This window comes from Vibrio sp. Isolate23 (genome assembly GCF_022398095.1).
GTDB lineage: Bacteria > Pseudomonadota > Gammaproteobacteria > Enterobacterales > Vibrionaceae > Vibrio > Vibrio coralliilyticus_A.
Window position 1 is genome coordinate 133,577 of record NZ_JAKEUV010000003.1, and the last position, 22,112, is coordinate 155,688.

The following is a 22,112-nucleotide window of genomic DNA, read 5'->3' on the forward strand; positions in this document are numbered from 1 at the left end:
GGCCTATAAATCTTATTAATGATACAGACTTCGCCTCAATCTAGCTCACAATTAGTATTTATTCACACTTTGTCGCATTTTTGTGACTTCAGTAAGAAAATAAAACCATTAACAACAGTGATATTAGTTCCACTATTTAACAATTTCTTGATTGAGTTTAGAATGGGAAAATAAAGATGAAAACTGATTATTTTACCGGCAATACATTTACTTGCGCACATTGTACTCGCATAGTTTTAATAAACAGTGTCATCCACAGTCTTAAAAGTGTGATCCTTGTTCAATATTATGCTTGATTCCACATGTGAAAAGCATACTATTGTTTGATATTCATACTTGGGCATATTCCTAGACAAGGCTACTCAGAATGGAGCTAGACATATTTAACCCTTCCAGACAGTTACGTCGTGCAGTCTTGTTCTGGCTGAGTATGCTTCTAGCCCTAATATCGCTGATTATTGCCACTATAAATGTGTTTTTTGGCATTTATCACCTTCTTGCCATCGTTCAGAGTCTTTTTTGTAGCTTTTCTCTTTATATCGCATTTAACAGTTATCGGAGTTCTGCATCTCTCCTGCTCTCTAACTGTTATGTTTACTGTATTATCGGTTTGATTTATTTCACCACACTGGTGTATCCCATTGAGCACGGCTTGTTTGTTTGGAGCTTTCTTTATCCCGTTCTGTTTTATCTCATTTTAGGTAAACGCTATGGATTCCTAGCCACCTTAGTAGGCTTTATCAGCCAGCTGTTTTTGGTCGCGGATAAATCCATCTCTGGCCATGTGACCGCTCACTATGAACTAATCATCAACTTTGCCCTCGCCTACCTTAGCGTCTGGTTAGCAAGCCACATTCTAGAGGTCAAAAGAAAAACATCGGAAGCCTCTCTTGGCCAACTCGCTTCTCGTGATGCGCTAACTAGTGTGTACAACCGCCATGCCCTCATCCACAACTTCGATCGATATCGCCAAGAGAGTGAAACATTGCCTTTGTCACTATTGGTTCTCGATTTGGATTATTTTAAGCAGGTGAATGATGAGTTTGGTCACGATATTGGCGACAAGGTCTTAGTACAAACAGCCGCCTTGATCGATGGGTTAACTGACGAACATTTGGTCTATCGTATTGGCGGTGAAGAATTCTGCATTGCTCTACACAACACGAATATCCAACATGCGATGATCAAAGCTGAACAGATCAGAATGGCGATTGAACGCTATCGATTTAACAGCAATGACCAACCTATCTCCCTTACAGCAAGCATTGGAATTTATCAGTGTGATCTGTACAACGACCTAGAAAGCGTGCTTAAAGAAGCGGATAAAGAATTGTATAAAGCCAAAAAGAACGGGCGCAATCAAGTTATGGTCTGTAATCAAAAAAATCAAACCGTCGCGACTTACTCTTAATATCGATCATAATAAAGCCTAGATTCATCGGCAAAGTGAATCTGTAAATGACAGAGTCATAACCCAAAAAAATCCTATCCTAAACAAGGCAGCATTTTACGTCATAAGCCTTGCATTTATTGATTTAACTCAGAGAACCATGCCATATGGCAAAGATATGGTAACGACCCCTGTTCCCGAAAAGGTCATACAATAATGAGTGAAATTAACCGCGAACGTCTGATTGAGCATTTTTGCCAACTCATCAAAATCGACAGTGAATCACGTAACGAAAAACAAATAGCTGAAGCACTTTCAGAACAACTGGGTAATATGGGGTTTACTGTACATAAACTACCAGTTCCCGATAAGGTGTCGAATGGTTTTAACCTCTATGCCCGACTCGATGGCAGCATAGAGGACAGTGTTGTTTTGAGCAGTCATATGGATACAGTCACACCCGGTATAGGTGTCGAGCCTGTTATTCAAGACGGCATTATTCGATCCAAAGGCGATACTATTCTTGGCGGGGATGACAAATCTGGCATCGCTGCCATTATGGAGGCTGTACGCTGTATCCAATCTTCTGGTTCAGCCCACAAAACCATTGAGCTTGCATTTACTGTCCATGAAGAAGGTGGGCTATTTGGCTCCCAACATTTTGATATGTCATTCATTACTTCAGATAAAGCCATTGTGCTGGACACAGGAGGCCCTATCGGCACAATTGTCAATGCCGCACCAGGTCAACAGAAGATAATCGCGACAATCAAAGGCAAGCCTGCTCATGCTGGATTAGCCCCAGAAGAAGGGATAAGTGCTATCCAAGTTGCAGCAGAAGCCATCAACAATATGAAATTACTCCGCATTGACAAAGAAACAACTGCAAACATTGGCATTGTAGAAGGAGGAAATGCGACTAACATCGTTATGCCAGAACTCAAAATTGTAGCTGAAGCACGTTCACTTAATGATAATAAGTTGACGCAGCAAGTTTCTCATATGATTGAAACATTTGAGCAAGCCTGTCAGCAACACGGTGCTGACGTAGAGATTAAATCCACTCGCGCATACAATGCATTTGTTATCGCAGACGATCATCCGCATATTGAGTCCGTTAAAGCATCATTCGAAGCCATCGGCGCCACCCCTTACACCAAAGGCACAGGCGGTGGCAGCGATGCGAATAACTTTAACGCGAAAGGGTTAACAACAATCAACGTTTCAACAGGTATGGCAAAAGTGCATACTACTGAAGAATATATCGCAGTTGATGATATGGTAAAGATATCTCAATTTGTCAAACACTATCTCACTCATTAAACATCACTAAATTAGAGCCAGCTTATATTACTGGCTCTTAACACACCTTTCTTGAGTAAATATCGATCAGTAAAGTAGCCATTAATATCTGATTACTTTATCTCTACTATTTCTCCGATATTTTATAGTCAATAATATTGATAGCATAAATATAGCTTGCTAAACTGCATCGTCTTAATAACAATACATGCATAATAATGTTTATAAGAACTGCATTACTCACCGTCATTTGTGCTTTTTCTCCGTTGTCATTCGCAGAATCCTCAGAAAAAGGAATAACTGAGCAAATCTATCACTCTGGGAGCAATTACTTATCTGAAAGCTATGATGCCTTCTCACCCAATAACAGAACTTTTGAACTTGTTTTGAAAGATCAAGGTTCCGATAAAACCGTGGTATTTCAGAAAAACGAAAAGTCCGATTTAGTGCGGATATACGCGACTAACTTAAACAAAAGTCATTACGTTACTAGGCCTATATCAGGCAAGATTCAGATTCGTTTTAGCCAAGACCCAGACGTCTATGATCTGACCACCAATCGTCACTACATCAGGCCCACGCTAACTCGTCTAAGTAAAGAAAGAGATGCCAAGCTGTTCGCGAGTTTAAAATCTCGTAAGGTAATGTTCGTAAAGCTCGACGTGTTAGGTAAAGAGCACGTATTAAAAATTAATATTGATAACCTAGAAGAACTCTTAAGAATGGGAACTTTTATCTAATATCTATATTCAATAATTTATTAATGAGCTTATGTTAAAGTTAAAAATTAATATAAGCTCACTAATGGCTATTTTTTAAATAGTCTGTTCTCTACCAGTAATTACTCAAAAATTAATTGATAGATTAGAAAATTAAAAAACTAGAAAATAACCGTGTAACGAATAGCCTGATAAACAATATGCACCCGAAAATATTGATAAAACAATCAGTTTATTCTCTAAAGCCAACCATTTACTCCCTACACGGTATCCAGTACCTTGCCAAAAGGTTGGGAAACACTTTACCCATAACAATGTTTTCTAATTGACCACCATTCGCTTCAATCACTTTTCGGGATGGCCAATTATCATCATCTGCAGTCACAAGTGCGTTGGATATCCCCAGCTTGCGGGCTTCCACCAAGGCTAACTTCAGCATCAGCTTACCGTTACCTTGACCTCGGAAACTAGGGGCGATGTCATACCCGATATGACCGGCCTCAAAAGAAAGGAATTCATTTTCAATATGATGACGAACCCGAATAGCTCCGCGAATGCTCTTATTTTCATCAATCAACCAGAAATGACTACAAGGGACGTAACCCGGTTTTAAATCGATACCCAAGGATTCATTGGAAAGTCGACTTACATAGCGTTCAATATCATTCTCACCTTCCTCATAGTAATCTGCGTTCTCAGGATCATTGTGCTTGAAATCTTGGTAGAATCGAGAAAATGCCTCTTTGAATTGCAATGAAGGGGGGATTAATCTCATCAATTCTATTCCTCACTCTCAGAATTATTTTTTAGATCATATTGATAGAAAACCACTCGATGTTCATTCGTGGACTGTTTTACAAAGCCAAGTTTTTCTAAAAGTTTCAACAATGCAATGTTTGACTCATCAACACCAGCTACGAGCTCTCTCCAGCCACTTTTGTTCGCAATAGAATCAATAAACCCAGTGAGCAGCTCACTAGCCAACCCTTGCCCCCAGTACTCTTCTGCGAGTAAATAGCCGATATGAGCACTACCGCTGTCTTGATAGACAAATACGAACCCTGCTAACGCACCATCGTTAGCTCTCACTACGTACAGCACGCTTTCATCATTCATTTTGCTTAACCAGCTCTCTGCTGATTCATTAGACCTGACTTGCTGAAAGTACGGTGGTAAATTCTCAACAACCTTTTCTGTCAAGGTTGCTTGAATTTCAGATAGAAAATGAGCATTGCGGTCACCATCTTTAAACTGCTTTATGGTTAATCTGTTTGTACGATATGCTTCCACCGGAACCTCCCTTACTATTAAACTCATCTGTGTTTACGGTGCTTTTTAGCTAGCCTTTCGTTGCCCCGTTTGTAATTGCCAGTAACTCTCGCCATCAGTTGCTGTTGGTCATGATTTGAGAGCGCACTAACCTTAGAAACGAATTCAGATGCCTGTTTTCCACGCAATATGGTAACAATCTTACCGTTACGCAAAATCCTTAGTTCAGCCCGATTCTCTTCAAAGGAAAAACCTAGGTCAGATCCCATATTAGTACTCCTCAACTTCAAACTGGTAAGCGACTCGTCTACCCCACCCGTTTGCCAATTGCTGAATATCCTCAATACCATAGGGTTGACCTTCAATCATGCGTAGCGCAAGTTCAACACTCTGTGATTCTTTTGGATAATGGCGTAACACGGCTTTTGCACACGATGTTATCTCCACGTGCCAACTGTTGTCCTTTTCTGCGATCAAGGTGTAAGCGCTACGGAGGGTCTTCTTAGCCAACATTTTACCAATATACTTATGGTTAAACTCATTAAGCTCATCACATGCTTGAGTAATGAAAGATGAGAGATCACCGTTGAGAGCAAAACCGATTTTTCGGTTTGGTTTCAACAGATTGAATTTCAGGGACAAATCATCACCTGACACGCAACAACAGCAGTGCTTTAACCAAAACTGCCAATGATGAATTTCATTTGGAGAAAGGATTGCTTCTAAATGGCCAGGATCGAAGTCTATCTTGCTGAAAATCGTTAACTCTTGCTCTAATTTTAATTTGGTGGCCTGAAGTTTTCGTCCGGTTTCAAGATCCAAAGGCTTAGTGAAAACAATGGATAAGTCTAAATCTGACTCAAACTCAACCGCAGTTCCCCTAGCTACACTCCCGTATAGATAAAGGCTATGAATTTTGCCTGCAAAAGTGTCACGTAAACAGCTAACCACACGATCAACAGACCTTCTAAACGCGGGCTGAATATAGGCGACTGAACAATGATTGAGAATGTAACCTTGCTCGTCCAACCCGTTATTCATTGGTTTCATCAAGTTTGTCACGCCACTCATGTTGTAATATTGCCATAACTACCGTGTCCCACCAGCGCCCTTTAAAATATCTGTTCTCTTTGAACACCGCTTCTCTGCGCATACCCAAGTCAGAGCAAAGCTTAAGAGCCGCGCGGTTTTCCTTAATCGTTTCGGCGTATATCCGATGCATATTAAGCTCACGAAACCCATAATTTGCCAAAGCCGTCGCAGCTTCATAAATCAAACCGCTTCCCTGAAATGAACGGGCTATTCCACACCCCATTGATGCATTATGCTCATCTTCCAATCTCAAGCATACCGTACCAATAAATATGCCTTGCTGTTTATACTCTATTGCAAGTTGGTAACTCCTTCTTGGTATTTCGGCAGCCTGTTGAATAAACAATTTGGTCAATTGACGGTATTTTTCTGCTTTGCTGTCCGCTTCGTCATAGAAACGTTGATACTTTTCGTCTTGAGATATCGCCACAAACGCGGCTTCATCTTCTAGCGACATGTCTCTGATAACAAGTCTTGGTGTTTCTAGCCTAAACAATTGCTTTCCCTAAAGGTGCTTTTCCATAACAAAATTTGTCAGTACCTGACCACGCATCTCAACCTGTTGCTCTTTCACTACTTTAAACCCCATCCGCTCATAGAAAGGACGAGCAGTAATGCTCACCTCCGAGTAGAGGCGGCTGATACCCTTGTCGTTCGCAACCTTTAGCACATGTTCCATAAGCGCCCGACCAACGCCCTTACCCTGGAAAGCGTGATGACAAAAGAAATGATCAACTAATCCGGAATCTTGCAAATCAGTATACCCCGCGACTTGACCGTTCATTTCAGCGATGTAAGGGTTAATTTGGCACATTTTGTTTTTCCACCTTTCAATGTCCCATCCTTCTGGCGCCCACGCTTCAACCTGATCCTGACTGTAATGCTGGCGATTTACATTTCGGACTGTATGGAAAAACACTTCCCAAAGCGCTTTAGCATCTTCTGGCTGATATTGACGAATAGTGATCATAACGCTCCCCTTAGATTGCAGGTCTTTGTTATAACATAAAAAAAGCTCGCTAATCATTAGCGAGCTTTACCTTTAAATAGCAGTCTGTAGCTTTTCTTCAACCTGTTTTAAAACTTGGTATTCTTCTTTATCACAGCCACGAACAATCGACACCCAGTGATCACCCGTTTCATCAGTTCCTTTAAACTCCGCACGCAATTCATACTTGCGCCACGTAACAAAAGCCATAACGAGGGTTAACGCTAAAGTATACAGTCCAAATTGAGGAACAAATGCCCATGTAGCTGCAGACAACACCAATGCCAAAGATAACACTCGAACAATATTTTCTTTGATACCTAATCGACGAACTTCAAAACGTTTGATTTTGCTCAACTTATAAGCGTCAGACTTAACCACTAACTCGTTAGAAGTAAGCATGAAGTCTTGCTCGCTTACCGTTCTGCGAAAACGAAACAAATCCACTAGTTTTTTACTATGAGTGATTTTACTCATCACTTTTCTCCATGTTATGAAAAATGTACAAAAACTACGATACACATGGAGTTACTTATGAATACGATTAGATTCATAAATCAAGAAAATACAAAGGGCAAGTATAATTGTGCGAACCTGCTAAAGATAAGTACTATTTTACAAAGAGTTAGCCACATCAGACCTTAGAGGGCTCTCGACAAATACTCTCACTAAACCATTCAGCAATGGCACGAGCTCGCCCAAGGTCTTCTTCTTCACTCACAGGAAGATAAGCAAAGCCTCTAAACTCAAGCTGCATGTAGCGAGCAGTAAGCTTAAAAGGTTCAACAAAACAATCCGGTAATTCATGATTGTAGCCAGTCGAGATAACAGATATTTCCTTACCTTTCAGCTGACGTCCAAGTGGCTTTTCTATAGTCAACAGATCGGACAAGCGATCGAAGAACACTTTCAGTTGTGCCGACATGGAATACCAATAAACAGGCGAAGCGAACACAATGTGATCATAGGTGGTAAGCATGCGAATCAAAGGAATAAAATCATCGCTGCGATTTTCGTGTAGGTAGTCATAATAAGAGAGTTGGTAATCCGCTAAATCAAACACCGCAGCATTTGTCATCTCAACAAATTTATTCACTAAGTGACGCGTATTACCATCTGTTTTTGACGTACCCAAGACCACAGCTACCTTCATTAGAATTCCCTCTAGTTTAGTAAGCTAGGCCGTTTTTTCGGTGAAATGTCCGCAATCGCTACATTTATAACCGTGTTTATAGAAAAACAGCGGAAAGCCTAAAAGAATAAAGACTAAAAAAGCGGGTCGCTTACCTTTGGTAAACGGCTCTAGTTTTAGGCTACCACAGTTAGGGCAATGATCTTGTGAAGTGGAACTTTCTTCAGAGCATAAAGCATCAGAATAGTCGGTATTAAGGATAATGGTCGCTTGCTCAGCATCCTCTTCCTGAACCATTAAACGAACTCCGCCAATCGCATTTGAATAGAGCCACTGGGTGTTAACGGTATGTTCGTCAGCAATATTACTTTCAATTCCAGCGGCTTCCAAGCTCGCTTTCGCAATATGAGCCTCATGAGGGAAAGAAAAACGAGCTACAACTACCATACGACCTCTCCTGTGCTAAACCATCACTCTTCGCATGCCATTTTTTCGGACGTATCATAGTCAGCTAACGCCAACTTGTACTCCGCTCTGGCACTTTCACTCAAATAGACCGCCATACCTTCAAATAGGTTCCATAGCTCTTGGCCATATTTCAACTTAAACTCTTCGCTTGCTAATACCAACTCAAGTTCATTGGCAACGGTCAACTCACAAAACTGGTGTAACTGCTCTTCCGCCATCTCGAATACCGAGCCCGTAAATCGGTCACGAAACTCGATGAACGGTTTAGAATCAAACTGAGGAAACACATAGTCTCTGTCGCAAGAGCAATAGAGATAAACCAGATCTTCTGCTTCTCGACCAATAACCGCGGCGATTTCGCTTCGCATTTCCAGTGAGACCATGCTCTCATCAAATCCAGCGGTTCCGTATGCCGCATGGAAGAGGCCAGCGCTCCTGACCATATCACTCGCATGCCATTTTGCCAGCAAGGACTCTGTTCCAACCAAGTGGGATTCAAGCGAACCGTTTAAGTGCTGAAAGTCACCCGCTCCTAGAGATTTCAAGCGTTCAAAGTGTGTATTCATAATTGATTTCTTTTTAGTTTAACCAGTAATGACCTTAGACATGTTGTAACCAGTGACCACAAATCCCAACTCTTCATATAGATTCCGAGTCCGCTCATTGTTGAAGGCAACGCGCAATTTAATCTGCTTAATACCGACATCTTTCATTTTCGCTTCCAAAAGCTTGATAGCCTTACTACCCAAACCTTGCCCTCGAAAGGCTTCCATAACGTAAAAGTCGTAGATAAATGTCGACCCTTCTTTTTGATTAACGCAATGCCACAAGTAACCTGCCAGTATTGATTCGCCATCTTTTTCAGCATCGATACACATCAGTGACTGCCCTTTCGATTCAACACCATCGGGAAAACAACGCTTCAAAGCCTGATGAGCGAGTTCAAGAGATTTTTCAGCAGCGTGGCCTTGATTCTCTGCAATATCCTGCGCATAGGCCTCGGCAGCATAGTGATAAAAATCCGCAAACTCTTCCGTTCGCATTTCTCTTAGCTTAACCATACTTATCTTTTAACCTCGACCACAAACTGATGTCATCATGATATGTTGAGGGCCAACAGGACCACCTAAATACAACTCATCCGTATCAGTGAAACCACTACTTAAATAACATCGATAGGCGGGCTCGTTTCGACAGTTTACTGTGAGATAAAGCGAGTTGACTTGTGGATAGACTTCACCAACATACTGGGGAAGCAATTTAAGTGCATCACGTGCAATACCTTGCCCCTGTAGATTACGATCGATCAACAATGCTCTGATTCCAATACCGTCTTCTGGGCAGAAACTGAATTTCTCAGCGTACCCTATATCAAGAAGAAAGAAACCCACGGGCTGATCGCCTTTCATAATCACGTAGGGATGTTCACTTTCTTTCAGTTTGGGGATCATTTCGCCAATGTTATCAACGGTAAACTGAGCTTGTTCAGGTGTAACGCTTAATGCATGTATAAGGTGTGCTTTTTCAGCACTGAACTTTTCTATAGAAATCATAATTATCCGATTAATTTTTCCAGCCAAACGGAGCTTATATAGAGTCCGTTTTTCTTTGCATGCGAATTAAAAATACCTACATCAACCGGCATCAATATTAATCATTCCATGAGCAACATACTCCTTAACCCGAAATAATTAATTCGAGAAAAGAGTAAATTCTGCGTGATATATACTTAGCGAAGTAGATAGACTGAAGATTATCACTCCCGACTGCCATATGAAACGCGTCGATTGATAAAGAAAACTTAACGCACATTCTTCACATATCTTTATTTGCAGGCCCCGTCCCTATAAAATACGCAAAACATTTATCAACACGGATACCCCATGGCAAAACTTACTCTGCAAGAACAAATGCTGAAAGCTGGTTTAGTGAATGAAAAAAAACTAAAGAAGGCCAAAAAAGGTTCAAAAAAATCACGCGTACAAGCTCGTGAAGTAAAAACCGCGGTCGAAGAACAAAAACGTCAACAGCAAGAGCGTGATAAAGAGCTAAGCAACCAACAAAACGAGCAGCGTCTGAACAAAGAAATTCAGTCGCAAATCAAACAGTTGATTGAGATGAACAAAATCGATCAGAAAGATGGTGATATTAAATACAACTTCACCGATGGAACACTCGTCAAATCCCTTTACGTTGAATCGATTATCCGCGAACAACTTATCAAAGGTATCCTTGCTATTGCCCGTCATGAAGATGGTTATGCGGTGATCCCCGGGGTTGTTGCAAACAAAATTGCACAGCGTGATGACCAGGTCATCATTGAGCTCAAAGAACCGGAATCAGACGTGCCAGCTGAAGACGATCCATATGCAGACTATGTAGTCCCAGATGATCTGATGTGGTAATGATGAAAGCCATTCGAGTATCGAATGGCTTTTTATTTTAAAGTCAGTTAACTGGGTGGTTGGAGAGTTTTCCCTTTAGCATCAGCTATATATACCTAGTTACTCGCTCATGTCTTCTTCATCAAATATAACGTTGTAGTTTTCTGTATAAGTACACTGTGGCTGACGACTACAAGTAAAGAAACGTCGACCTTTAAACTCTCCTTGTGATGCGGTTTTAATCACCATCGGGCTCCCACAACGTTTGCAGAAACGCACCTCTTTATCAGGTTCGATAAGATCAATATGGGAGGCCAAAAGACGTCTAAGTTTCCCTACTTGATAGCTATGCTTAACGGATGTACCAATCAAAGGAATCCCAGACGATTTACAGACATGCATTAAAAGCTTCTGGCGCTCTATTTTGCCTTTGTCCAATGCCCGACCATCATCGAGCTCAATAGCGACACGAACTTGCAATGTGCGTGGATCACAAACAACATAATCAAAATAGCTTTTAGCAATCCGATTATTGGCGATAAACCATTGTTTTTTATCCGTAGCCAACGGTGTCACAACATTAGCCATATTCACCTTTGACATCACTACACCATGCTGGCCAACTGCAGTAATCAAAGCGTTGTAAAACGCCGATTCCTGCATATTCATTAATGACCCTTTTTTCTTATAAGCACTGTCTTTCAGCTCGTCCTGTTTTAGATAACGCTTTTGAACAAAAACAAAAAATAAAACCAACAAGACGACAACGATGAAAACACTTTCCATTTCGCTTTAACTACTCCCACTGATGAGAAAACGCATGAAACTCTTAAAGAATTTATACGCTAACTTAAAGTATCTGTCAGTTTTTATATAGGAATAGGTTACTGTTTGTGGGATCCAGCCTCAGGTAAGCTCAAATTAATCACAACTCGATTTTCAGGCTTAATCTGCTCAAACGTCAATCGCCAGTATTTCTCTAACAAGCGATCCATAAGGCCACTCTCTCTTGCCCGAGTTAAAGCCTCTTCCAAAATGGGTTGGTAATGTGCTGCATCATCAGAAAGGTAGAAATAGAAGTCGTTTTCGTATGTTAATAGTAAACGTTGTTCTATCGCTAAGTGGGTATTCTGAGACGCCTCTCTAAGGATTTCTGTCATTCCTCTCGGAAAATAATTGACGCTCCCTTCAGGGGTTAGTTTGGAATACAAAGAGCGCCATTCACCGTCTTCCGTATAGACTGGCAATTGATTGGCTTTCCAGACCTCAACATCGTACCATTGCATCCCTAAACCAGCGACTAACCCTGACTCTTTTAGATCTTGTAGCGTATTAATTGTATCGAATTTATTTTGTAACTGAGGGGGAATAAGGAGCACTCTTTTACCGATCAATCCATTCGTTAACGGCACTCGAACAGGGATGTATTTTTTATTTCTCTCTTCAGTGGCAATCAACCAAGTTAAAGATAACTGATTTCTTGCCACCATTTTTGTCGACCTTTTTTGAGGAATATGCTCTTGAGGCACCTCAATTGTGACCTCGTAACCAAGTTCAGATAAAGATTTATGCAAAAGTTCATGATAGAAGACGTGCCCCCCATCAACTTGAGACGGCAATACAAGTTGCACTGCTTGATGAGCGAACGCTCCCTGGCAAAATATGAATAGAAAAAAACCGATTAGACGCATCTATACTTGTCCTGATACTACTGTAACTATTCCAAATCAGCGATAGATTTCAACAATCTCCTGATACCTTGATATACTGGCCTCATTGATCGTTTTCTTCATTTGATCGATACCGCGCTGCAGTTTCTCAGTCAATTTTTCATCAACCGCTAAATTAAAAGCATAGTAGAGTTCACCTTCGCTGAGCACAAAGACAGGTTCATAATCGTCCGTATCTTGGCCAATTTTCTTTAACCACCATTTAGCAACATTTTCTTCATATGCCCATAAATCAATACGCCCTTTCGCTAATTGTTTGGCCAGTGTTTCAGCGACAGAGTTTTCTTGCATAGAATCTCTTGGAACGCCAAGTTCCAACATTAACTGTTCACCGACATCATCGCGAATGACACCAATACGATATTGAGCAAAGTCCATCGCATTCTCAATACTAATATTTCGGGACTTCTTGGCCATAACCACAATTCGTGTGGTACTCAAAGGGCCAACCCATTGAAATAAGTGTTCACGAAGCCGAGTGCGGGTAGTGGCAAAAAGCACGGCATTAGGCTTAATCAAAGCCGTTCTATATGCTCGCGCCCATGGCTGAACCTTGATCTCTTCTTTATTGATTTCAACCCCTTGAGATCGTGCAGCCGCTATCAGCAAGTCAATCGAGATGCCTTTTGCTTCACCATCTTTAGTAAAGTTATATGGGGGGTACTCTTCGGTCAAAAAAACAAGTTCATCGAGCTCTACCGCTCCAATCGGTAGTGAGAAAACAAAGAGCGATAAAGACAGGCTGAGTATATATTTCATAGCCGCCTCTAGCAGTTTTAATATTTTATCTATCAATAAACTGTAGAGGCGGATAGTACATCCGTCTAGGCAGTTAGGAGAAGAAAGTTATCGTGATGCACGTTTATAGCAACGTTCTGGCCTTCCGACAGTCCCATAGTTAAGATCTGCCACCAACTCTCCAGCACTGATCAGGTACTCAAGGTAGCGTCTCGCGGTAGTCCGACTAGCGCCAATACGCTCTCCAGCTTCATCTGCTGTCATACTCTCACAGCCAGAAAACAATGCGCGTATTTTGTCCAGCGTCACGCCGTCGATACCTTTTGGCAGCCTCTGCACATTTGTGTCAGTGGGTGAAGCAGTTTGCATCATCTTATCCACTAAGTTTTGATCCAAATCTAGTGCACACGTTAGCTGATGCTTTTGAGCTACATACTTTTTCAAAGCCGCCTCAAGTCGAGGGAAAACTACAGGCTTTAATAAATAATCAACCACTCCACCACGCATCGCCTGTTGTAAAGTATCAACATCACGAGCTGCTGTGATAAGAATGACGTCACAGCTCTGATTTCGAGATCGAAGCGCCTGGAGAAGCTCTAATCCTGTACCATCGGGAAGATACACATCAAGCAGCAATAGATCTGGGCTAAGTACGTCTAGCTGAATTTCTGCTTCCACTTTGGTTGTGGCAATACCAATAACATCGTAGCCATCTATTTGTTCCAAATATCGCTGATGCAACTGAGCGATATTGAGATCATCTTCAATGATCATCACTCGTGTTACGGATGTCATATCTGTTCTTCCTTTGGTAGATATACCGTCATTCTAGCTCCATAGGGAGTGTTATTTGTGATTTCTAGAGCGCCGTGATAACGCATGGCGAATTCATTCACAAGATGTAAGCCTACTCCACGGGTGCTTTCATCTTTGGTAGAGACGCCACGCTCGACTAATTGTTCTGAAGAGAGTTGAGAAGGTAGCCCACAACCCTGGTCGGTAACTTCTAAAATCACTTCATTACCAAAGTCACTGATGGACACCTCTATCTGGCGTCGAGTAGGAGAAAAAACAGGATCAGTTGTGACGACACTGCGCGTGGCGTCAAAAGCGTTATCAATGAGATTACCTAATATCGTCACTACATCCTCTGCGTTGATGCGCTCAGGTAATGGCTCAAGCCGAGAACCATCTTCAACCACTAACTCAAGTCCCAGCTCTCTCGCTCTTTCTGTTTTTCCTAACAACATGCCTGCGATTAATGGTTCCTTAATCGTTTCTCGCAAGAATTCAATCAAAGATTGATAATGAGCCGTTTCCTGGCCAATAAGATGCTGCACCGCATCGAGTTCCCCCATCTGTACCATTCCACTGATGGTATTTAACTTATTACGATGTTCGTGGGTCTGGGAGCGAAGCATTTCTGCGTACTCTTTCGTTTTTGCCAGTTGCTCTGAGAGTTCATTCAACTCATCCCTTAATCGAAAACTCGACACTGCACCTACCACTTTACCATCGACAATAATTGGGCTTCGATTCGCGATCAGCCTTTGCTTATTCAGATAAAGATTTATATCGTGATCAGTCCTAGCACTCGTCAGAACACTATGCAAATCACTCTCTGGCAGCACATCGTTCAGCGGCTTATTCAAGCATTGATTCTTGTCGAGGCCAAGAATTTGGCAAGCACTCTTGTTGATCGAACGTAGTAGGCCAGATTGATCGATACTCAAGATCCCCTCTTTAAGAGTCTCCATTGTCACATCTAACTCGACATATAATCGGCCTATTTCTTCAGGCTCGAAACCAAGAATGGCTTTCTGGAAGCGACGAGAAGCGTAACTCGATATGATAGCGTTGGCGGCTACAACCAATAACGCCATCACTATCAAAAAAGCAAGAAATGGTTCAATACGATCCTGAAGGCGATCAATCAAATAGCCGACAGAAACCACACCAATAATATTTCCGTTTGAATCAAAAACTGCCGCTTTACCTCGAACAGAATAACCTAATGAGCCTTGAGCAAAAGAGATGTATTCCTTTCCTTCAACCAGAGCACGATTGTTATCGCCCCCTTTCATTGGTTTACCAATGCGATCGTCGATAGGGTGGATGATTCGGATACCCTCTTTATCACCTATGACGATAAAAGCGGCACCAATTAACTCGGTAAGATTACGATAACGGTGTTGATATTCTGAGCCTCCGCCCTCTTCGATCATATTGACCACAAAGGGAGACTTAGCTAGAAATGAAGCCACTCCTAAGGCTTTCATTCCTACTTCCTCTTCCTGTGCCTGCTTGACGTAAAAGAAGCCAGACGCTGTCAGCAACAATAACTCTATCAAGCCAGAAAGTGTCATGATAATCAGCATTCTTTTACGAAAGCTGATACTGCTCCATTGCATAAACTCTCCCTTATCGACCAACGAGGCTAACACCCAATTAACATTTATACGAGTTAATGAGCCTTATTTTGTGAGGCCTACAAAGCAAAGCATAGTTGGAGTGGATAGCCGGCATTTACCCATTCACTACAAGCGTGAGTTGAGAGTTTAAATGCCCATTCATATAAAACCAGTAGAATAAGTGATTTTGATCACAAGAGATTTAGAACATTTTTTGTACTGACAGCTCAATTTGACTGTATAATTATTGAGCATGAACGTGTAGGAACACTAGATGTAGACAGTAGGCAACAGACTAAAAAAATTATAACCCACTGTCTGCGATATAATGTCAGAAGGAAAGACAATGAAACGGGATATGTTTGGCATCTGCCTGTCAAAATCTATGCTGTCACACAATTTGTCCAGCACCTTTACTCATGTAAGGGCTTACGAGCAGTCCAGTCATGATAACGAAGTGAAAGTGATGCACGCCTTTCCACAACTATCAGGGCAAGAGCTGCTCACGACCATTAAGTCTTCCAAGCGGTTACTGTGGCGAGCTGAGTATGTCTGCTTAAGCCAAAAGTAATAAGCTAGACAAATCAAAGGGAAGCAAATCGCTTCCCTTTTTTAATGGCTCAGCCTGTAGTCTGCTGTTGTTGACTGACTTCCCTTAATTGAGAGAGGTATTTAATCCAACTTTTCGCTTGGCTTGAAGGTTCAATATTGTTTGCTCGTTTTGCTTGAACCAACGCTTTATCCAACTGGTTCAGTTTATACAGCGCCCTCGTTTTTGCCAGTGCGACGTCTGCATCGCGGCCTTTCACTTTGTCCAACACTGATAATGAATCTTTGTAATAGCCTTGCTGAACCATCAGTTGAGCGACGCTCCAGTGATACTTAGCATCTTTCTTAGCCGCCAACTTCCAAATAGATAAAGACTTATCCCACTCTTTTGCCAATTGCCAGTAAGTCGCTTGCTCTGATAATAGCTGTACATCCGTATCTGCCTCATCCAATTCGCTAATCTCTATCGCTGCTTTTTCGGGGATGCCACGTTTAGCGTACATCTGAGCCAACATGCGCCTATCACTTTGACTTAAAGGCAAATCATTAAGCTTTGCTAGTGCTAATGTGTCCAGTGCCTCTTTGTCTTTACCAATGCGCATTTGCAAACCAACCAGTTGACGCCACCAGCTTAGCTTGTCGGGCTGAATGGTAATCATTTGCTCCAGCGTTGGAATGGCTGCACTCCAGCGTTTCAGTTCCAACTGAGCCCCCAGCTTGAGAGATAAAGACTGAAGGAGCCTTTTCTTTTCCACTTTCATGTACTGGTCAGCAGCAGAGACAACTTTCTCCCATTGCGACAACTGATAATGAGATTGCGCGATTCGCAGCCATAAGTCCTGCGCTTTTTGAGTTTCCGGTACCGACTTAACCAATGGGTAATAGTGCTCAAGCGCTTTGGCAAACTTTTGATCATTTAGATAAAGGTCTGCCAGCATACGCTGGCTTACCCACGCTTGCTCATCTCGAAGCAAACCACTTTCAACGGCATACTCCATTTTGGAAATCGCTTGTTTGGTATTTCCATCCTGCCAATAAAAAACTGCCAGCATACGAGCGACGAATGCTTTGTCATAATCACGTGAGGTCTCGATGTCTTTAAGCACAGCAATCGCCTCTTTCAATTGTTCTTGCTGCGCCAATTCATTTGCTTTTTGAACACGAACAGCTGTGTATTGAGTCAACTCCTGTGCCAAAAGCATTGGCGAAGCAAGAAGCAAAACAGTAAGGACGAATCGTTTCATCATTTGTCTAACTTAAACTCCACTCTAGCCGTTTTATTCGGTTGAGAAACGGCCGCTCCATCAACTACTTTAGGTTGATACTTCCACTTCTTAAGCGCTTGAATCGCATTGCGTTCAAACATGCGCTTCGGGCTGGCTTCCACAACCTCAATATCTGTCGGACGACCTGTAGGATCGATGGTAAATTTCAGCACTACGTACCCTTCCGCTTGGCGCTTCATGGCTTTCGTCGGATACTTTGGCTCAACACGGTATAGAGGCATCGCCTCCTGATTCACGCCAAAATCACCAAACGTTGGCGCACTGATCGCCACACCTTCTATGCTCGTATTTAAGCCAAGAGATGGCTGAGCGATAGGCGAGATTTTCGACAGCTCTGTGTTGGCTTGCGATGTAGGCATCTGTTCAGGGACTTCTGGTGCTTTAGGTTGCTCAGGTACCGTGCGCTGACGACGCTGAACATCTTGCTCGTTTTCCACCATCACCATATTGAAACTCAACGACTCATTAGACTCATTTATTTTTCGGTGTTCGCTATCAACCATCCAAGCCATAAAACTGAAGATAGCTAAAGCACAAGTGATAGCAAAAGGAGTAGCAATGAACAAACGTCCCACTACCTTTTCTCCGCAGCTAATGCAATGTTCTTAACGCCCGCACCTTTTGCCGCATCCATCACTTTCACCACTGTGCCACTATAAGCATGCTCATCGGCCTGGATAACAAGGGATGCGTCTGGCTTATCAAGTAACAAGTGCTCAAGTGTGGCTTGTACACGTTCAACATCAACATTGCGCTTATCAATATAAATATCGTTTGCCGAAGTAACCGCGACAAAGATGCCAGCGTCTTTTGGGCTAACCACATTCGATGCCTGAGGACGATTAACTTCCACACCAGATTCACGAACGAACGAACTGGTGACGATGAAGAAGATCAACATGATAAAAACGATATCAAGCATAGAAGTCAGATCGACCTGAGCTTCATCTTGTTTATGGTGGCGTCGACCGAGTCTCATCGCTGACTCCTTAAAGATTTTTCTAGTTTAATTTCTCTTAATTGACAGGCTTTGATCAACCGCGCATGAAAAAACATTCCAGTCAACGCTGCAACCATACCTGCCATTGTGGGCAAGGTGGCGAGTGAGATACCTGAAGCCATCAATTTAGGATTGCTGCTACCTTGGTTAGCCATCACATCAAAAACAGAGATCATCCCCGTTACCGTACCGAGTAAACCCAGCATTGGGCATATCACAACTAGAACCTTAATGATGTTCAGGTTTTGATAAAGCTGACTGTGTGCTTGTGAAAGCCAGCCCTCGCGGATAGAACGAGCGTACCAAGAGGTTTGGTCACTCCTCTCGCGCCAAGCTTCAATCCAACTCACTCTCTGCTTTGGAAACTCAACAAGCAGATAAAGGATACGCTCCAGAATCAATAACCAACACAAGGTAACCACACCCAACAACAACCACAGCACCTGACCACCCTTCTGCATAAAATTTTGCAGTGTGAGTAGCCAGTCACTACTAGCCAAGGATTCAGGTAACAATGCGAATAGTGCATCCATTACGCAACATTCCCCAACGCATCCTGAGTCGGTTTCAGATCTTTCTCTGCTTGTTCAGCGACAAGTGAAATCCCCTGCTTCTCAAGAATGTTGCGAATCGCTTCTGCTTGCGAGTTCAGAATATTGTGAGCTAGCAGCAATGGCATCGCTGCAATCAAGCCAAGTACAGTGGTTACGAGCGCCATTGAGATACCACCCGCCATCACTTTCGGATCACCGTTACCAAATTGAGTGATCACTTGGAATGTTTCAATCATGCCTGTCACAGTGCCAAGAAGGCCTAACATCGGTGCCAAAGCCGCGAGTAGCTTAAGCATGGACAAGCCTTTTTCTAGCGTTGCTTGTTCATCAACGACCGCTTCAAGTAGACGCAACTCCAACGCTTCAACGCTGCGGTTTTTCTCTTTGCAGTAAACAGATAAAACACGTCCGAGTGGATTGTTACCTGGGTTTTGCGGTGATTTAAGCTGGGCACGAATCTTCTGACGTGCAATAGATAGGCTTACACCGCGAACAACGGCAATGATCAAACCAATCGCGAGCAGCCCAAGAATGATTTTACCCACGACACCGCCTGCTTGCAGTCTATCCACAAGGCTTGGGTTGTGAGCAAGTTGTTCAAGCATGACACCACGAGATGGGTCAAGAACCACAGTCTCAACCTTACCATTTATGAGAGAAGATAAAGAGGAAATCGTCGGCGCCTTTTCAGGTTGCTTGATATAAGCCTGCGCTTCACCTTTTAGCGCATTCCAGTTCAGATACCCTTGCTCTCCAACCAAACCGATAGAACCGAGTCGAAGTGCAGATTCAGTCTGGGCAATACCATCACCATTCACAAAACGAACTTTCGTGAGAGCCACTTCACCACTAGCAGTGATTTGCTCTTCCAGCGCTTTCCAAAAACCATTTAACTGAACCATGGAAGGCAATGTCGTGGCTGCGACAATCTCTTTAACAACGTCAGTGTGAGTCTGTGCATCAACCGACGTGACTGAGTATTGCAACTCAGATTCAAGCTCTTTCGCGTTCTGACGAACAACACCAAACACTTCCCCTAAGCTGCCTGTTTCTAAGCGAAGTTTTTCTTCCAACCGAGCTAGGGTGTTCTCATTGTCACTGAATGTGGCAGCTAGCTTGTCATTTTGCTTTTGTAAATCGTCGCGCTGTTTGATTAACTGTGATTTCAGGGCTTTGAGCTCTTGTTCCGTTTGTTTAAAATCGGACTCTCTTTCGATGTTGTGCTGCGCTTGCTGCTTGTTCTCTGCTTGTGCTTTATTGACTAACTCAGACGAGGCTTGTGCATTGCACGCTAATCCAGATAACGCAATCAAGGTAGCAATTAATGTACGTTTCATTTATTTCGCCTCCGCAACGTTAAGAGAAACCGGAAGCGTAATCAGGCTTGGTGCCACTTGTTTCGCCGCAACGTTAAAAGCCTTGTCTAGCTCTGACTTCATTGAACTGTCAACACTCTGCCATTGCTTTTGTGATTGATTCCATGACCAAAATTTCGTGCCATTTAAACTGCGTGCAACCAGTGAAACTCGACCCAGATGAAGAATATCGACCTCACGCTCGCCATCATTCACTGCAATCTGATCTTGATACAAGCCAAGCTTAGTGCCGTAATCGAGTTCTATCTGATACGCCTCTAAAATACGACGATACTTCTCTGCGTCACTAACATCCGCACGGGTCATCATTTTTTCTAACTTGGCGACACGCTCCTGACGTTGTGCTTGTTTGATCGGCACATCATCAGCGATTAAAGCTTGTAAGCCAGATAGCATTTGATACATCAATGGGACGACTCCCTGACGAGTTGTTTTTATCTCATCTATCTGACTTTCAAGACGATTTGCTTCTTGCTGCTGGCTTTCTACCAATGCAGTTAAGTGAAATCGATAAACATCAAGATTCTTGACTTCTTCTTGAAGTTGCTCGATTTCAGCTTGAAGGCTAAGCGTATTTTCAGCACTGACATCAATGCGCTTCTGGCTCGCTGCGGATGAAGAGTGGGTTTTACTTTGAATAGATTGAGCACGGTCAAGGCTCGAGGCCGCAGCACTGAAGCCTACAGCCGTAACCATCACCGCCAAACTGGTTTTAAATAGATTCATAAAGGGTATTTTTCAATGATGTCAAACAGATTAGTGAGAAGCAATCTCATTTTCACTCGACCGACATAGTAACGCGATTAGATAAAATTTCAATAAACCATATGCTCAATATGCATTTAGAGGTAAGTTGAGCCTTCTGCACTAAATACTATACAGGGGATACTCAACGCTTTTTCTTCAATCCAAACGCCCAAATCGCCCCCAACAGTCCCCGTAATTTAACTTTGGTCGCTCTCCAATGAGTTGCAGGGGTACGTGGAGCCACCTTGAGTAGGTGATCATAAGCGTTTTGGTCAAATTGGACTTGCCCACCATGGGCGAGTAACAAAGTTTGAGGCGCCATCTGGTATACACGATGTAAAGATTCACGGTATTTATTTGGATGAAAGATCGGGAATGGAGCAACCAAACGTTTTTTAACTTCTACCATTAAGTCCGCGACATAAAGAATATCTTGCTGCTCATGGTGAAGGGATAAATCGCGATCAGTATGACCTGGCGTTTCCAGTACTTTCCAGTCTTCAAAACTGGGAATAGCTTGCCCGTCAGTAAGCATGATATCGGGGTGCAGATGTCTCGAATACCATAATTTACGCTTAGGGCGTTTCATTCTTCCCGCAACCCAACCAGCTAACGCAAGATCCGTCCAGTGCATTAGGACGCCATCTAATCCAGCATACCACTGCACTTCCTTCTTAGCAGAAACGATTTTACATCCTGTCAGTTTCCTTAGTTTATGTGCCGCACCCGCATGGTCTGGGTGCATATGAGTCACAACAACAACTTTCAATGTATGAAAAGGCTGCCCAATCGTTTCGGTGATGTAACGCTCTAAATAAGGGATGTCTGCCCTACTCGCTCCGTCCAGTAACATTAACTTATCCGGGTATTCAGCGAGATACATTTTCTGAATATAACCATCAATAGTATGTAGCTTCATTTCACTGCCATTCTTAACAATGCATTTACATCTGCCAATGTAGCAACAAGCCTAAGAA

Annotated in this window: 29 protein-coding genes; 5 read left to right on the forward strand and 24 right to left on the reverse strand. The window is 42.6% G+C overall.

Going from position 1 to position 22,112, the window contains the following annotated elements; all coding sequences use genetic code 11:
• The first annotated feature begins 367 nt into the window (after nt 1-367).
• The 3 genes from L1D31_RS10415 to L1D31_RS10425 all read left to right on the forward strand — a co-directional run bounded on the left by L1D31_RS10415 (nt 368) and on the right by L1D31_RS10425 (nt 3,432).
• Complete coding sequence (locus L1D31_RS10415) at nt 368-1,411, forward strand: diguanylate cyclase (protein ID WP_239837065.1); 1,044 nt, start codon at nt 368-370, stop codon at nt 1,409-1,411.
• 195 nt (nt 1,412-1,606) lie between these two features.
• Nucleotides 1,607-2,713 (forward strand): M20/M25/M40 family metallo-hydrolase, encoded by a 1,107-nt coding sequence (locus tag L1D31_RS10420; RefSeq protein WP_239837066.1) that lies wholly within the window; start codon nt 1,607-1,609, stop codon nt 2,711-2,713.
• A gap of 197 nt (nt 2,714-2,910) precedes the next feature.
• Nucleotides 2,911-3,432, forward strand: coding sequence for a hypothetical protein (locus L1D31_RS10425; RefSeq protein WP_239837067.1), 522 nt, complete (start codon nt 2,911-2,913; stop codon nt 3,430-3,432).
• Nucleotides 3,433-3,664: 232 nt separating this feature from the next.
• On the opposite strand, the gene L1D31_RS10430 is transcribed toward L1D31_RS10425, so the two are convergent.
• From L1D31_RS10430 to L1D31_RS10485, 12 genes are all read right to left on the reverse strand, one after another.
• Nucleotides 3,665-4,186 carry a GNAT family N-acetyltransferase gene (locus L1D31_RS10430; RefSeq protein ID WP_239837068.1) on the reverse strand — a complete coding sequence of 174 codons (522 nt, stop codon included), beginning with the start codon at nt 4,184-4,186 and terminating at the stop codon, nt 3,665-3,667.
• 5 nt (nt 4,187-4,191) lie between these two features.
• A complete protein-coding gene (locus L1D31_RS10435; protein ID WP_239837069.1) occupies nt 4,192-4,701 on the reverse strand; it encodes a GNAT family N-acetyltransferase in 510 nt (169 codons plus the stop codon).
• A gap of 23 nt (nt 4,702-4,724) precedes the next feature.
• The gene (locus L1D31_RS10440; protein ID WP_021456438.1) at nt 4,725-4,949 is read right to left on the reverse strand and encodes a hypothetical protein; all 225 of its coding nucleotides are present in this window, start codon (nt 4,947-4,949) and stop codon (nt 4,725-4,727) included.
• A 1-nt stretch (nt 4,950) separates the two neighbouring features.
• Nucleotides 4,951-5,721: a nucleotidyltransferase domain-containing protein gene (locus L1D31_RS10445; protein ID WP_239837070.1), complete on the reverse strand. Its 771-nt coding sequence runs from the start codon at nt 5,719-5,721 to the stop codon at nt 4,951-4,953.
• Nucleotides 5,714-6,268 carry a GNAT family protein gene (locus tag L1D31_RS10450; protein ID WP_239837071.1) on the reverse strand — a complete coding sequence of 185 codons (555 nt, stop codon included), beginning with the start codon at nt 6,266-6,268 and terminating at the stop codon, nt 5,714-5,716. Before L1D31_RS10450 ends, L1D31_RS10445 begins: the two co-directional genes overlap by 8 nt.
• 9 nt (nt 6,269-6,277) lie before the next feature.
• The gene (locus L1D31_RS10455) at nt 6,278-6,742 is read right to left on the reverse strand and encodes a GNAT family N-acetyltransferase (RefSeq protein ID WP_171353406.1); all 465 of its coding nucleotides are present in this window, start codon (nt 6,740-6,742) and stop codon (nt 6,278-6,280) included.
• Between the two features lie 72 nt (nt 6,743-6,814).
• Nucleotides 6,815-7,237, reverse strand: coding sequence for a DUF6232 family protein (locus L1D31_RS10460; RefSeq protein WP_239837072.1), 423 nt, complete (start codon nt 7,235-7,237; stop codon nt 6,815-6,817).
• A gap of 157 nt (nt 7,238-7,394) precedes the next feature.
• Nucleotides 7,395-7,913: an NAD(P)H-dependent oxidoreductase gene (locus tag L1D31_RS10465; protein ID WP_239837073.1), complete on the reverse strand. Its 519-nt coding sequence runs from the start codon at nt 7,911-7,913 to the stop codon at nt 7,395-7,397.
• A gap of 24 nt (nt 7,914-7,937) precedes the next feature.
• Nucleotides 7,938-8,339, reverse strand: a complete 402-nt coding sequence (locus tag L1D31_RS10470; RefSeq protein WP_021456444.1) for a DUF2007 domain-containing protein — start codon at nt 8,337-8,339, stop codon at nt 7,938-7,940.
• A 23-nt stretch (nt 8,340-8,362) separates the two neighbouring features.
• Nucleotides 8,363-8,926, reverse strand: coding sequence for a DUF6817 domain-containing protein (locus L1D31_RS10475; RefSeq protein WP_239837074.1), 564 nt, complete (start codon nt 8,924-8,926; stop codon nt 8,363-8,365).
• Nucleotides 8,927-8,944: 18 nt separating this feature from the next.
• Complete coding sequence (locus L1D31_RS10480; protein WP_239837075.1) at nt 8,945-9,421, reverse strand: GNAT family N-acetyltransferase; 477 nt, start codon at nt 9,419-9,421, stop codon at nt 8,945-8,947.
• 9 nt (nt 9,422-9,430) lie between these two features.
• A complete protein-coding gene (locus L1D31_RS10485; protein ID WP_239837076.1) occupies nt 9,431-9,913 on the reverse strand; it encodes a GNAT family N-acetyltransferase in 483 nt (160 codons plus the stop codon).
• A 330-nt stretch (nt 9,914-10,243) separates the two neighbouring features.
• Between L1D31_RS10485 and L1D31_RS10490 the strand changes: the two genes are divergently transcribed.
• Nucleotides 10,244-10,765, forward strand: coding sequence for a DUF2058 domain-containing protein (locus tag L1D31_RS10490; protein ID WP_239837077.1), 522 nt, complete (start codon nt 10,244-10,246; stop codon nt 10,763-10,765).
• 99 nt (nt 10,766-10,864) lie between these two features.
• Here L1D31_RS10490 and L1D31_RS10495 read toward each other — a convergent pair whose 3' ends face one another.
• The 5 genes from L1D31_RS10495 to L1D31_RS10515 form a co-directional block, all read right to left on the reverse strand.
• Nucleotides 10,865-11,530 (reverse strand): DUF2726 domain-containing protein, encoded by a 666-nt coding sequence (locus L1D31_RS10495; RefSeq protein ID WP_239837078.1) that lies wholly within the window; start codon nt 11,528-11,530, stop codon nt 10,865-10,867.
• A gap of 98 nt (nt 11,531-11,628) precedes the next feature.
• Nucleotides 11,629-12,435: a hypothetical protein gene (locus tag L1D31_RS10500; RefSeq protein WP_239837079.1), complete on the reverse strand. Its 807-nt coding sequence runs from the start codon at nt 12,433-12,435 to the stop codon at nt 11,629-11,631.
• Nucleotides 12,436-12,471: 36 nt separating this feature from the next.
• On the reverse strand, nt 12,472-13,233 hold the full coding sequence (locus L1D31_RS10505) for a transporter substrate-binding domain-containing protein (protein ID WP_239837080.1): 762 nt from the start codon (nt 13,231-13,233) through the stop codon (nt 12,472-12,474).
• Between the two features lie 87 nt (nt 13,234-13,320).
• Entirely contained in the window at nt 13,321-14,007 is a 687-nt protein-coding gene (locus L1D31_RS10510; RefSeq protein WP_239837081.1) for a response regulator, read from the reverse strand.
• The gene (locus L1D31_RS10515) at nt 14,004-15,623 is read right to left on the reverse strand and encodes a sensor histidine kinase (RefSeq protein ID WP_239837082.1); all 1,620 of its coding nucleotides are present in this window, start codon (nt 15,621-15,623) and stop codon (nt 14,004-14,006) included. Before L1D31_RS10515 ends, L1D31_RS10510 begins: the two co-directional genes overlap by 4 nt.
• 346 nt (nt 15,624-15,969) lie before the next feature.
• On the opposite strand from L1D31_RS10515, the gene L1D31_RS10520 reads away from it, so the two are divergent.
• Nucleotides 15,970-16,194 carry a hypothetical protein gene (locus L1D31_RS10520; RefSeq protein WP_239837083.1) on the forward strand — a complete coding sequence of 75 codons (225 nt, stop codon included), beginning with the start codon at nt 15,970-15,972 and terminating at the stop codon, nt 16,192-16,194.
• A 49-nt stretch (nt 16,195-16,243) separates the two neighbouring features.
• Here L1D31_RS10520 and L1D31_RS10525 read toward each other — a convergent pair whose 3' ends face one another.
• The 7 genes from L1D31_RS10525 to L1D31_RS10555 all read right to left on the reverse strand — a co-directional run bounded on the left by L1D31_RS10525 (nt 16,244) and on the right by L1D31_RS10555 (nt 22,054).
• Nucleotides 16,244-17,419: a tetratricopeptide repeat protein gene (locus tag L1D31_RS10525; protein ID WP_239837084.1), complete on the reverse strand. Its 1,176-nt coding sequence runs from the start codon at nt 17,417-17,419 to the stop codon at nt 16,244-16,246.
• Complete coding sequence (locus tag L1D31_RS10530) at nt 17,416-18,033, reverse strand: energy transducer TonB (protein WP_239837085.1); 618 nt, start codon at nt 18,031-18,033, stop codon at nt 17,416-17,418. Before L1D31_RS10530 ends, L1D31_RS10525 begins: the two co-directional genes overlap by 4 nt.
• A complete protein-coding gene (locus L1D31_RS10535; RefSeq protein WP_239837086.1) occupies nt 18,033-18,437 on the reverse strand; it encodes a biopolymer transporter ExbD in 405 nt (134 codons plus the stop codon). The genes L1D31_RS10530 and L1D31_RS10535 overlap by 1 nt, the downstream gene beginning before the upstream one ends.
• Nucleotides 18,434-18,991: a MotA/TolQ/ExbB proton channel family protein gene (locus L1D31_RS10540; RefSeq protein ID WP_239837087.1), complete on the reverse strand. Its 558-nt coding sequence runs from the start codon at nt 18,989-18,991 to the stop codon at nt 18,434-18,436. Before L1D31_RS10540 ends, L1D31_RS10535 begins: the two co-directional genes overlap by 4 nt.
• Nucleotides 18,991-20,349, reverse strand: coding sequence for a MotA/TolQ/ExbB proton channel family protein (locus L1D31_RS10545; protein ID WP_239837088.1), 1,359 nt, complete (start codon nt 20,347-20,349; stop codon nt 18,991-18,993). The genes L1D31_RS10540 and L1D31_RS10545 overlap by 1 nt, the downstream gene beginning before the upstream one ends.
• Nucleotides 20,350-21,114 (reverse strand): DUF3450 domain-containing protein, encoded by a 765-nt coding sequence (locus tag L1D31_RS10550; RefSeq protein WP_239837089.1) that lies wholly within the window; start codon nt 21,112-21,114, stop codon nt 20,350-20,352. It abuts the gene before it with no gap.
• A gap of 163 nt (nt 21,115-21,277) precedes the next feature.
• Complete coding sequence (locus tag L1D31_RS10555; RefSeq protein WP_239837090.1) at nt 21,278-22,054, reverse strand: MBL fold metallo-hydrolase; 777 nt, start codon at nt 22,052-22,054, stop codon at nt 21,278-21,280.
• Between the last annotated feature and the right edge of the window lie 58 nt (nt 22,055-22,112).

What these genes read in the sequence shown, in the direction of transcription:
- L1D31_RS10415 (WP_239837065.1), top strand. Translation starts at nt 368, where the DNA reads ATGGAGCTAGACATATTTAACCCTTCCAGACAGTTACGTCGTGCAGTC.
- L1D31_RS10420 (WP_239837066.1), top strand. Translation starts at nt 1,607, where the DNA reads ATGAGTGAAATTAACCGCGAACGTCTGATTGAGCATTTTTGCCAACTC.
- L1D31_RS10425 (WP_239837067.1), top strand. Translation starts at nt 2,911, where the DNA reads ATGTTTATAAGAACTGCATTACTCACCGTCATTTGTGCTTTTTCTCCG.
- L1D31_RS10430 (WP_239837068.1), bottom strand. Translation starts at nt 4,186, where the DNA reads ATGAGATTAATCCCCCCTTCATTGCAATTCAAAGAGGCATTTTCTCGA.
- L1D31_RS10440 (WP_021456438.1), bottom strand. Translation starts at nt 4,949, where the DNA reads ATGGGATCTGACCTAGGTTTTTCCTTTGAAGAGAATCGGGCTGAACTA.
- L1D31_RS10445 (WP_239837070.1), bottom strand. Translation starts at nt 5,721, where the DNA reads ATGAATAACGGGTTGGACGAGCAAGGTTACATTCTCAATCATTGTTCA.
- L1D31_RS10455 (WP_171353406.1), bottom strand. Translation starts at nt 6,742, where the DNA reads ATGATCACTATTCGTCAATATCAGCCAGAAGATGCTAAAGCGCTTTGG.
- L1D31_RS10460 (WP_239837072.1), bottom strand. Translation starts at nt 7,237, where the DNA reads ATGAGTAAAATCACTCATAGTAAAAAACTAGTGGATTTGTTTCGTTTT.
- L1D31_RS10465 (WP_239837073.1), bottom strand. Translation starts at nt 7,913, where the DNA reads ATGAAGGTAGCTGTGGTCTTGGGTACGTCAAAAACAGATGGTAATACG.
- L1D31_RS10470 (WP_021456444.1), bottom strand. Translation starts at nt 8,339, where the DNA reads ATGGTAGTTGTAGCTCGTTTTTCTTTCCCTCATGAGGCTCATATTGCG.
- L1D31_RS10475 (WP_239837074.1), bottom strand. Translation starts at nt 8,926, where the DNA reads ATGAATACACACTTTGAACGCTTGAAATCTCTAGGAGCGGGTGACTTT.
- L1D31_RS10480 (WP_239837075.1), bottom strand. Translation starts at nt 9,421, where the DNA reads ATGGTTAAGCTAAGAGAAATGCGAACGGAAGAGTTTGCGGATTTTTAT.
- L1D31_RS10485 (WP_239837076.1), bottom strand. Translation starts at nt 9,913, where the DNA reads ATGATTTCTATAGAAAAGTTCAGTGCTGAAAAAGCACACCTTATACAT.
- L1D31_RS10490 (WP_239837077.1), top strand. Translation starts at nt 10,244, where the DNA reads ATGGCAAAACTTACTCTGCAAGAACAAATGCTGAAAGCTGGTTTAGTG.
- L1D31_RS10495 (WP_239837078.1), bottom strand. Translation starts at nt 11,530, where the DNA reads ATGGAAAGTGTTTTCATCGTTGTCGTCTTGTTGGTTTTATTTTTTGTT.
- L1D31_RS10500 (WP_239837079.1), bottom strand. Translation starts at nt 12,435, where the DNA reads ATGCGTCTAATCGGTTTTTTTCTATTCATATTTTGCCAGGGAGCGTTC.
- L1D31_RS10505 (WP_239837080.1), bottom strand. Translation starts at nt 13,233, where the DNA reads ATGAAATATATACTCAGCCTGTCTTTATCGCTCTTTGTTTTCTCACTA.
- L1D31_RS10510 (WP_239837081.1), bottom strand. Translation starts at nt 14,007, where the DNA reads ATGACATCCGTAACACGAGTGATGATCATTGAAGATGATCTCAATATC.
- L1D31_RS10515 (WP_239837082.1), bottom strand. Translation starts at nt 15,623, where the DNA reads ATGCAATGGAGCAGTATCAGCTTTCGTAAAAGAATGCTGATTATCATG.
- L1D31_RS10520 (WP_239837083.1), top strand. Translation starts at nt 15,970, where the DNA reads ATGAAACGGGATATGTTTGGCATCTGCCTGTCAAAATCTATGCTGTCA.
- L1D31_RS10525 (WP_239837084.1), bottom strand. Translation starts at nt 17,419, where the DNA reads ATGATGAAACGATTCGTCCTTACTGTTTTGCTTCTTGCTTCGCCAATG.
- L1D31_RS10535 (WP_239837086.1), bottom strand. Translation starts at nt 18,437, where the DNA reads ATGAGACTCGGTCGACGCCACCATAAACAAGATGAAGCTCAGGTCGAT.
- L1D31_RS10540 (WP_239837087.1), bottom strand. Translation starts at nt 18,991, where the DNA reads ATGGATGCACTATTCGCATTGTTACCTGAATCCTTGGCTAGTAGTGAC.
- L1D31_RS10545 (WP_239837088.1), bottom strand. Translation starts at nt 20,349, where the DNA reads ATGAAACGTACATTAATTGCTACCTTGATTGCGTTATCTGGATTAGCG.
- L1D31_RS10550 (WP_239837089.1), bottom strand. Translation starts at nt 21,114, where the DNA reads ATGAATCTATTTAAAACCAGTTTGGCGGTGATGGTTACGGCTGTAGGC.
- L1D31_RS10555 (WP_239837090.1), bottom strand. Translation starts at nt 22,054, where the DNA reads ATGAAGCTACATACTATTGATGGTTATATTCAGAAAATGTATCTCGCT.